At 48.8% G+C, this 11728-nt stretch carries 1 protein-coding gene and 1 pseudogene; both read left to right on the forward strand.

Translation table 11 applies throughout. From position 1 onward, the window contains the following. Positions 1 to 411: 411 nt before the first annotated feature. A pseudogene (locus tag MHB43_RS13875) lies at positions 412 to 1632 on the forward strand (SDR family NAD(P)-dependent oxidoreductase); the annotation flags it as partial. Continuing rightward, entirely contained in the window at positions 1629 to 11636 is a 10008-nt protein-coding gene (locus tag MHB43_RS13880) for an SDR family NAD(P)-dependent oxidoreductase (RefSeq protein WP_405132144.1), read from the forward strand. The pseudogene MHB43_RS13875 and the gene MHB43_RS13880, both read left to right, overlap by 4 nt. Positions 11637 to 11728 lie beyond the last annotated feature (92 nt).

Below are 11728 nucleotides of genomic sequence, written 5' to 3' on the forward strand. Positions count from 1 at the left end.
TCACTGAATCATATGATATTGGCACAGAATATGGGCGTGAAAAATGTGTTTCGAATCATTAAAGCCATGATTCAATTGGGATATGGTCATCGTCCGTTGGAATGGTCATTCTTAACCTGTCAGACACAATCCGTATGGTCTAGCGACCGGGTTAATCCTGCGGATGCCGGAGTTCATGGTCTTGCCAGCTCAATGGCGCAGGAGTTTCCACAATGGTATGTGCGTCTTGTGGATTTGCAAGCTGGTAACATCAATGAACGTTCTATTCGTGGAGCGCTCTCACTGGAACCGAAAAGTAAAGGGGATCTCCAGGTCCATCGAAACAACCGCTGGTACAGTCAGGAACTTGTTCGCCTGGAGAGCAATGCCCCTCAGGACAACAACAATTATCGTTATGGTGGAATATATGTTGTCATTGGCGGGGCCGGCGGGATCGGAGAAGTATGGAGTGAATATATGATTCGGACCTATCAGGCGAGAGTGATATGGATCGGGAGAAGTGAATACAACGACGAGATACGGAATAAACAGAATCGTTTGTCAGCTCTGGGGGCTGCTCCCGAATATATTTCGGCCAATGCAGCCAGTGAAGAGGAATTAATGAGTGCGTATGAAACGATCAAAAGCCGGTTCAAGACCATAAATGGTATTGTGCATTCAGCAATTGTTTTGCAAGATGGCAGTCTGGAGCAGATGACAGAGGAACAGTTTCAACATGTATTTGTCGCCAAACTGGATGTAAGTGTTGTGATGGCAAACATATTTGCGAAAGAAAATCTGGACTTTGTCCTTTTTTTCTCATCTATGAACTCTTTTACCAGACAACCAGGCCAGAGCAATTACTCGGCGGGCTGTATGTTTAAAGATTCGTTTGCGCATTGGTTGCGACAATCCTGGACATGTCCGGTCAAAATTATGAACTGGGGTTTCTGGGGGAGTGTAGGCCGTGTGGCTTCATTGGAATACAGGGAACGCATGAACCGGATGGGTGTGAGTTCAATTGAGGCGCCAGAAGCGATGGAAGCCTTGGAGATGCTCATGAGCATAGATCTTACACAGGCTGCCTTGTTAAAAACAAAAACAAATTTGATTCCTGGAATCAATATGCAAAAATCTGTACAAGTCTATATGTCGGATCAGTCTCTAAAGGCAAGCAGGCCAGTGACTCGTGACCTCGTGCATACCTCTCATCCAGACAAGAATACAAGCCATTTGCTCCAAGAGATGGAGCCTTTGCTTGCAAAACTGATGTGGGTGCAGCTGCAAGCCTCCGGTTGGTTTGAATCCGATGTTAGCTCCGGTACTCTGGCTGAATTAACACAGAATTTGTCGGACACCTATGCTCATTGGATCAGAGGAAGTTTGACCGCGCTAGTCCGTTACGGCTATCTGATGAAAACCGATTTTGGTTACAGGGTATGCAATTACGACGAGCCGAAAGCCGAAACGGCTTGGCAGGAATGGGAGCATAACAAACCCGGATGGATCAAACACCACGGCGCGGAATCACAAATCAGATTGGTTGAAACGATGCTGAAGGCGCTGCCAGATATTATCGGCGGAAAATGCCTAGCAACCGAGATTATGTTTCCTGATTCCTCTATGGAATTGGTCGGGGGGATATACACGTGAAAATAAACCGTTATAACGAAGTGCTTGCTGAAACAGCACTACATTATGTGCAGCATAAAATCCAGTTGGACAGCTCTGCTCTCCGCATGATGGAGATTGGGGCGGGAACCGGAGGAACAAGCGCAGCCGTTTTGCACAGACTGAAACCGGTGGAACAACATATTCAAGAGTATGCATATACGGATGTATCCCAAGCATTCCTTTTGCATGGTGAACAGAAGTATGGAGCAGGCAGGTCATTCCTGAATTATCGTATGTTTGATGTTCGTTATGCTCCGTCTGCCCAACAGATAGACACCGGTGCCTATGATGTGGTCATCGCAGCCAATGTGCTGCACGCAACTCCCGATTTGCGGACAACACTGCGTAATGTGAAGGCTCTGCTAAAACAAGGCGGAATGCTGTTAATTAACGAGATTAGCAGCAATTCCCTTTTTACTCACCTTACCTTTGGTTTATTGGATGGATGGTGGCTGTATGAGGACCCCGAGCTTCGTCTAACCGATTCTCCCGGAGTAGCACCTCATGTATGGGAACAGCTGTTACTGGAAGCGGGTTTTCATTCTATCGAATTTCCTGCACAAGATTGGCACGAGGAAGGGCAGCAGGTCATTGTGGCATACAGTGACGGCATAGTAAGGCAGATCGACGCGGAAGTTACTCCAGTTGGATCATCCAATCAGGCACGGTCTGAATTACAGTCCAATGATTCGTTCTCTCCAGGAAGCCGTCCTGAACTGCAAGAAAAGAAGCCGAGCAAGTCATCTCTTGGTTTGGAGAGCACTTCAGCAACCACATTGAAAGCACATGTAAGAGAGATCGTTACAGATATGCTGTCTGCTTCGCTTAAAGTGAACACCACCATGATTGATTCAGAGGAACCCTTCTCCGAATATGGTGTGGACTCCATTACAGGCGTACGGCTTATTCAGTCGATCAACGAGGCGTTATCCATATCTTTGCAGGTCTCCAGCCTGTTTGATTATAGCTCCATTGAGTTGTTATCCAACCATATCGTTGAAAAGTATAGGGACGGCCTTGTGCAAACCATCGAAAAGATTTCCAAATCTGTAGATCCGGTGGAGTTGAGCTCTGAAGCTGCTGCCCCGCATGCATACAAAACAGAAGGTTCATCCGAACACAATCATGACCAGCATTTTGTGTTCCCCGAGTCTTATAGTCCTTTAAAGGTGGAACGGGGAGATATCGCTATTGTTGGGATGAGCGGGCGATTTCCGCAGTCAGATGATATTCATTCATTATGGGGGAATTTAGTCATAGGAAAGGATCTGGTCGAGAGAGTTACGCGTTGGGATCTATCATCTTATTTTGAAAAGGATACTTCCTATTGCAGCCATGGTGGATTTTTGGAAAACATAGATGAATTTGATCCTCAATTTTTTAACATTTCAGGTACGGAAGCTGCTCATATGGACCCGCATCAGCGAATTTTTCTTGAGGAATGTTGGAAGGCGCTGGAGGATGCTGGATATGCAGGGCAGGCAGTTGCCGGGCTGAAGTGTGGTGTATACGCGGGATTTAATGAGCTTGATTACCGGACACTGCTTGGAACGAATCCTGTTCCGCAGGCATTCTGGGGCAACTCGGGTTCAGTCATTCCTGCTCGAATTGCATATTATCTGAATTTGCAGGGCCCTGCTATTGCAGTGGATACGGCATGTTCAAGCTCACTCGTATCGGTTCATTTGGCTTGTCAGGGATTATGGTCTGGAGAGACGGAAATGGCGCTTGCCGGAGGAGTCTTTATACAGTCCACCCCAGGTTTTTTCATTGCATCCAACCGGGCCGGCATGCTCTCAACGACAGGAAAATGTCATACTTTCGACCAGCGGGCAGACGGATTTGTGCCTGGAGAAGGTGCTGGAGTTGTAGTGCTGAAGCGTTTAAGTGACGCTTTGCGTGACAGGGACAACATCCATGGGGTTATTCGCGGTACAGCCATTAACCAGGATGGAGCCTCGAACGGGCTCACCGCGCCGAGTGCGAAGTCTCAGGAGCAGCTCATGAGTGAGGTCTACAATCGTTTTGACATCCATCCTGGAAATATCCAACTGGTTGAAGCCCATGGAACGGGAACTAAATTGGGAGATCCCATTGAATACAGTGCGCTTGTGAAAGCGTTCCGGTCGTACACCGAAGAGGAAAATTACTGTGCCCTTGGTTCAATCAAAACGAATATTGGACATGCTGCGGCCGCTGCCGGTGTGGCTGGACTGATCAAAATTTTACTTTCCTTAAAACATGCAAAAATTCCAGCTTCCCTTCATTTTCAGGAAGGCAACGAACACATTCCGTTTGCAAGCAGTCCTTTTTACATCAATACAGAGACAATCGATTGGATCACACCGCCAGGTGTTAAAAGGATGGCCGCAATCAGCGCTTTTGGCTTCAGTGGAACGAATGCGCATATGGTCATTGAACAAGCACCTGTCATGGGAAGTCAGAAGGTCAATCGTCCCGGGAACCTGATTGTTTTATCGGCTCAGTCACAGGAACAATTGGAAGTTCAAGTCAAGCAACTGGTTAGCTTCTGCAAAGAACAATCCGATGTGAGCTGCTGGGATATGAGTTATACATTGCTCATGGGACGAAAACATCTGAACTCCCGATTGAGCTGTGTTGTCCGTAATGAGCAAGAGTTGATCAGAATATTGGAGAAGTGGCTTGAAAAGGGAGCCGCAGCAGAAGTTCAGGTGGTGGAACTGTCACATACACTTCGCCCGCAGTCTTCATTAATGCGTTATGGAAATGAATGTTTGCAGCATTGTTCGGAATCACCGAATTCGGCTGAATTTACGGAAAAATTAGCAGCAGCAGCAAGCTTATATATGCAGGGATATCATCTTGATTTTGAATTGTTGTTTAAGCATGCGCCAGCAGGACGAATCTCACTGCCCGTGTATCCGTTTGCCAAGGATAAGTACTGGATTGATGCTGGTCACCCACCAACAAATGATCATACGATCCAACAACATGCTAACCAGAGCATAGAGGACTCAAACCAGTTGCTTCATCCTTTGCTGCATCGTAATACTTCGAATTGGGCTGCCCTCCAATTCAGTTCCACCTTTGATGGCGAAGAGCTTTTCCTGAAGGATCATATTGTGCAAGGGGAAAGTGTATTTCCGGGTGCAGCCTATCTGGAGATGGCTCGTGCTGCAGTGGAAATGGCTCATACGCATGATGATCTAGAACAGACATGGATAAGTCTGAGCCATATCGGCTGGTATGGACCACTACAGGTGAACAAAGAGCCTGTTCAGGTTGACGTCTTGCTTCATCCGCTTGAACGGGGAGCAATCGAGTTTCGGATACAGAGCCAAGGTGCGGAAGAGACTGTTGTTCACTGTCTTGGGCAAGCGGCAATGATGGAGCCGCAGGAAGTTGGACAGACAGATCTGACACAGATCAGAGCCCAATGCACCGAAGGGTTTTATACAAGAGAAGGTTGTTACAACCAGTTTAAACAAATGGATCTGCAATACGGGGATTATTATCAGGGAATTGAAGAGTTGTACATCGGGACCAATCAGGCGCTTGCCAAACTGAGCCTTGCAGGAGAGTTTTCCCATGAATATGGCGGAGGTCAGCTTCACCCTGGTCTTACAGACAGTGCCCTACAGGCATCCATTGGACTTCTGTTGGTGGTAGCAGGAGGTCCACCTGTTACAACACCGGTTCCGTTTGCCATGGAGCAAGTGGAGATATGGGGAAACAGTGCATCATTAATGTGGTCGCATGTTCGCGTCTGTACTCCGAATGACGCTCTAGTTGAAACGAAAAAGGTTGATATTGATGGATATGACGATAAGGAACAGCTTGTCCTTCGAATCAAGGGGCTGACGTTCCGCGAGCTTCCTAGACAGGTAGAGCAGCATGGGGATGAAGGGACTTTGCTGGCTGAACCCTATTGGAGAGTGGCACCTGCTGACACATTTGCCGGAGGTGTTTCCGGGAATGAGACCTTAACCGTGGACAATCATGTGGTGCTTTTATTCGAAGATAGCAATCACAGTTATCCAGGAATCGAGAAATATTTACAGCGATTTTCCATTCAAAGTGTACGTATTCCGTCAACGGATTTCAACCAGTCTTGGGACAAATTATTTACCAACGGCGCATTGCGGGTGCTTGAAGAGATCCGGCTTCTTCTGATGCAGGCAGTGCCCCATGTTAACGATGAAAAATGGCTGCAAATTGTCATTCCTGGCGAGTTGTCGTTGTATCGCGGAATTGCCGCTATGTTAAGAACGGCCGAACTGGAGAATCCATTCTTTCATGGTCAGGTTATTGAGATTTTGAATGAAACGGAATCGGAGATGCTGGCAAACATGCTCGTAGATAATCGGGACTACCCAGAGCATGGTTTAATCCGTTATAAGAGTACACCAGGGCAATCAGGTATTGGGCTTCGTCATGTTCAGGACTGGAAAATGATTGAACATGATCCATTTGAAAGTGCATTCGACATCCCATGGAAACCCGAAGGGGTCTACGTTATTACCGGGGGAGCAGGTGCTCTCGGGATTATCATGGCTGAAGAAATAGCGCTTCATGCACCCTCCTGCACCATTGTTGCTGTAGGGAGAGCATCCTTGTCAACCATTCGGAAGCCATTGGATGCTTTACGTGAGAAAGGAATAAACCTTCTTTACAGACAAGGGGATATTTCGGATCGACAGACCGTGCAAGAATTAGTGAGTTCATTCAAGATGGAGTTTGGTAAGTTGAACGGGATCATTCATTGTGCAGGAATTATACAGGATGACCCCATTTTTGCTAAAAGAGAGGACGATTTTCGCAACGTTTTTGCACCGAAGGTGTCCGGTATTGTTCATTTGGACGAAGCCACTCGGGAGGAGAAACTGGATCTGTTCATCGTTTGTTCGGCTGTTGCCGCGATGTTTGGCAACCCTGGACAAGCCGACTATGCGGCAGCCAACGCTTTTATGGATTCTTTTGCATCTGAACGGCACCAGCGAGTGCAGAAGGGTGAGCGGTACGGGCGGACCTTGTCCATAAACTGGCCGCTGTGGACTGAAGGGGGTATGACGATACCTGAAACCGTTCAGCAAAGGATGTTCCATCGTTACGGTTTGGCGGGAATGGAAACGTCAAGCGGCATACAGGCCTTCTATCGGGCTTTGGCAACAGAAGCTGGACAGATTGCTGTTTTGTCGGGTGATATGACCCGGATCAGGAGGCTTCTACATTCCAAAAACCAACAGGGATTCCTGGCTTTCAATGGTGAGAGCGAAAGACTGGAAACGATGAAAGAAATAAATTCTCCTGTGGGGGAATCAAACCGATCACAGGCAGCTGACAAACCCAAACGAACGGTTCAATTTTTGATCCAAACTCTTGCCGAAGTTATTGGACTGCCCGAGTCTCGCGTTCGAGCGAATGCACCTCTGGAGCAGTATGGAATCGATTCAATCCTGATCATGCAGATGACAAACAAACTGGAAAATTTATTTGGACCACTGCCCAAAACATTATTTTTTGAATACCAGACGATCGGGGATTTGAGCAGTTACTTTCTACAGGAGCAAGGCGAAAAACTGGACAGGTTGCTAAGGGAGGGAGATCCCGACACAACTTCAGATGCAGCATCCATACCTTTGGAAGCCAAGCATGTCAAAGTACAGCAGACCTTAGTGCAATCTGTCTTATCCATCCCTGGAGAGACCAGATCGCCCTATCTAACTTTTGGACAGACTCAAACGACTGCACCACGGATGAATGAATCACAGACTAATGTCTCCAGACAGGACACACCTGTCGATACGCAGCAGGATATCGCCATTATTGGTGTGGCGGGAAGGTACCCGGGAGCACGGAACATCCATGAGTTTTGGGAGAATCTGCGCAGTGGAACGGACAGCATTACCGAGATTCCATCTGAACGCTGGGATCAGGAGCAGGTATATGATTCAGAGCCGGGCACACCGGGCAAGACCTATGGACGCTGGGGAGGATTTCTGGACGGTGTGGACGAATTCGATCCGTTGTTCTTCCAGATTTCTCCTCGGGAAGCTGAGATGATGGATCCGCAGGAACGATTATTCATGCAGTGTGTGTACGAGACGATTGAGGATGCGGGGTATACGCGGGAGCGTTTGGCTACCGACATCGTGGGTGTGTACGTGGGTGTGATGTACGAGGAATACCAACTGTACGGGGCCGAGTCCTCAATTGCGCTCTCCGGTAATCCGGCGTCCATCGCAAACCGGGTGTCGTATTTCTGTAATTTCCGCGGACCGAGTCTGGCGGTGGATACGATGTGTTCATCTTCGCTGACTTCCATTCATCTGGCGTGCCAGAGTTTAAGACAGAATGAGTGTCAGGTTGCAGTCGCGGGCGGGGTGAATGTGTCGGTCCACCCGAACAAATATATCATGTTGTCTCAAGGACGATTCCTGTCCAGCAAAGGTCGCTGTGAGAGCTTTGGTGAAGGGGGCGACGGGTATGTGCCGGGGGAAGGCGTGGGCGCGGTCCTGTTAAAACCGCTTGCACGAGCCGTTGCAGACGGGGACCGGATTTACGGCGTGATCAAAGGGTCGGCCTTGAATCACGGTGGAAAAACAAACGGATATACCGTGCCGAATCCCAACGCCCAGGCGGACGTCATCGGCCGGGCCTTGCGTGAGGCGGGCGTTGACCCGCGGACGATCAGTTATGTGGAAGCCCATGGCACGGGTACGTCGCTCGGTGATCCCATCGAGATTGCGGGGCTGAGTAAAGCTTTTCAGCAAGATCCGTCGGAAGAGGCCTACTGTGCGATTGGTTCAGCGAAATCCAATATCGGACATGCAGAGAGCGCAGCAGGCATCGCGGGAGTCACCAAGGTGCTGCTGCAATTACAGCATGGAGAGCTGGCGCCATCCCTGCATGTGCAGCAGACCAACCCGCATATTGACTTTAGTCAAACCCCATTCACGGTCCAGCGGGAGTTAGACGTTTGGGAACGTCCGAGAGTGGACGGTCAGATCGTACCGCGACGGGCGGGGATTTCCTCGTTTGGTGCAGGTGGAGCGAATGCTCATCTCATTTTGGAGGAATACCGGGAACCCGACCTGACGCGTGAAAAGATGAATGAGCAAAACGAGCAAAATGAAGTGCCAGGGATGATCGTGCTGTCAGCGAAGAACGAGGAACGGCTGGTCGTGCAGGCCCGTCAGCTGCGAGATGCACTCCGTACCGGGCAGAGCAGCTGGAAAGTGAGGGAGATCGCCTATACACTGCAAACCGGACGTGAAGCAATGGAGGTACGGCTGGGTGTGCTGGCGCAAACGATGGAGGAGCTGCTTGCCAAGCTGGACAGCTATGTGGAACAGGTGGGACAGGCGGAACCAGCAGGCAAAGGAAACTTGTACTATCAGGGGCATGTGAAGCAAGGGCAGGAGCATCCGGGTTGGTTAACCGATGAGGAAGACATGAAAGAGAATGTGAAACGCTGGCTGTCCCAGGGTCGTTATGAGCATGTACTGGACGCGTGGACACGAGGGGCAGTGATTCAGTGGATGGAGCTATACGGGGACAACAGACAGCAGCACCCGCGCCCAGTCAGTCTGCCCGCGTATCCGTTTGCAGCTGAACGTTACTGGGTACCTGAACCCCTTGTCTCAAGAGAACAGAGGAGCAAAGTAATACAACATACAAGCGTACCTATTTTACATCCGCTCGTACATTGCAATACATCCAGCTTTGGTTTGCAACGATATGCCAGTACGTTTACGGGCGAGGAAACGATTTTGGCCCATCATCAGGTCCATGGAGAGAAATGGCTTCCGGGTACAGCCTATCTGGAAATGGCCAGAGCGGCGGTTCAGCAAGCTGTTGGACTTTTCGATGATTCGTTGCAGGTACGGTGTATTCAGAAAGTCACATGGATGACACCTCTACAGGTGGATCAGCCGGTTGATGTTCTCATCGAACTTAAACAGCAGAATGATGGAATCGTAGGTTTTGAGATCTATAGCTTCACTCATGGATCTGAGCAACTCAAACGAACACATTGCAAGGGTTCCGTTCTGCTGGGGGGAATACAGGCATCCGTTCAACCAAACGGAAACAAACCTTGGCTGGTTGAGAAGGCAGAACGTGTCCTAGCAGGTAAGGAGTGTTATTCCTTGTTTGACGGATTGGGTCTATCCTACGGGTCCGCCTTTCAGGGACTTACACAGCTGTTCATCCAGGATCATCAGGTTTGGGCACAGTTGCGGTTGTCTCCGGCAGTCGGACATACAGAGCAATATGTAATGAATCCATATTTGCTTGATGCGGCGTTCCAGGCCTCCATGGGTCTTTTGCTGAAGCAACATGTGGAGGGGGGCCGAAGTCCTGATTCAGTGCCACTGCCGTTTACACTAGATCAGTTGGAACTCCTGTATCCTTGCACAGAAGAGATGTGGGTGCGTGTCCAACGGATGGATCACTCTTCTGGGGCACAGGGGCTGATCAAGTTTCAGATTGAGATGTATAGTCCGGACGGAAAGTTATGCATTCGGATGACAGAATTGGCATGTAAAGCTCCCACAGCGGATAAGCTTCCTTTATTTCAAAATCCGTTGACGACCGGGGGGATACCTCCTGTTGGACATGTTCTGATGACACCCATATGGAGTGTATTTACGCCGGAGGAGATAGCGCTTCCGCTATCCGTTGGTAACAAGGTGCTCATCATTAGTGACAACGATATAAGTCATAAGCAAGCTCTGAAACTATATCCGGGCGCAATGCACATGTTGCCCCATAACAGCGTACTTGGTTGGAAGGACAACCTGTCGGAGTTTACCATTCTGGATCATATCATATGGCACGCTCCTTCCCCCGGTAATGTTTGCATGGCAGATGATTCGATTGTTGAGGGACAGGAGCAGGGGGTTCTTCAACTGTTCAGAATGATCAAGAGTCTACTAGAGCTTGGATACGGTAATCGAAGCTTGAGACTGACCCTCATTACGACAAATGCGATCCCATCCTCTCCAATGGATGAAATTAATCCTACCCATGCAAGCATTCATGGTTTTGCGGGCTCTTTGGCCAAAGAATACTCCCGGTGGAGCATAAAACTGCTCGATCTGGAGCATGAGGTTGAATGGGCGGAGACCCAAATGCAAGAACTTCCTTGGAATGGGCAAGGAAACGCCTATCTGTATAGGGATAACGAGTGGTTACGCCAGGAGTTGATCCCGGTAAATGTGCACAATGAACATGCAATTAAGGATGCTTATCGCCAAGAGGGAGTATATGTGGTCATTGGTGGGGCAGGTGGCATTGGACAGGTGTGGAGCGAATACATGATCCGGCAGTACAATGCACGTATTATCTGGATCGGGCGCAGGGAACCTGATTCAAGCATTCAACGTTGTATAGAACGTTTGGAGTCCCTGGGCAGTGCTCCCGAGTACATTGTGGCAGATGCGACAAATGGAGATTCCCTCCAGAAGGCCTATGAACAGATCAAGCGAAGACATCCCCTTATTCATGGTGTAATTCATTCTGCGATTGTATTGCAGGATCAGAGTATCGCCAATATGGAGGAGGATCGTTTTCAAGCTGTCTTATCTGCAAAAGTCGCTGTAAGTGCACGCATGGCTCAGGTATTTGGACAGGATGACCTCGACTTCATGCTGTTTTTCTCATCCTTTAATTCGTTTACCAGGTCTCCTGGGCAAAGCAATTATGCGGCTGGCTGCACCTTCAAGGATGCGTTTGCTCATCAGCTTGCAATGGAGCGTTCCTATGATGTCAAAGTCATCAATTGGGGTTATTGGGGAAGTGTGGGAAGTGTAGCCTCGGAAGAATACAACACCCTTATGAGCAATGCTGGTATCGGTTCTATTGAAGTAGCTGAAGCGATGAAAGCACTGGAAATCCTTTTGACAGGATCACTGGATCAACTGGGGCTTGTCAGAACGACCAGACCTATTTTTATGCAAGAGCTGAACTTGAACAAAGTTGCATCCCTGAATGGTTAACAGAACGATGTGTTGACAGGGTGCATGAACCGTTTTGCACGGTACGGGAGAGCAGCAGAACATAAATGTTTCCAATGAATGGGCATCTGCCA

Source organism: Paenibacillus sp. FSL H8-0317 (genome assembly GCF_045040685.1).
In the GTDB taxonomy this organism is placed as follows: Bacteria; Bacillota; Bacilli; order Paenibacillales; family Paenibacillaceae; genus Paenibacillus.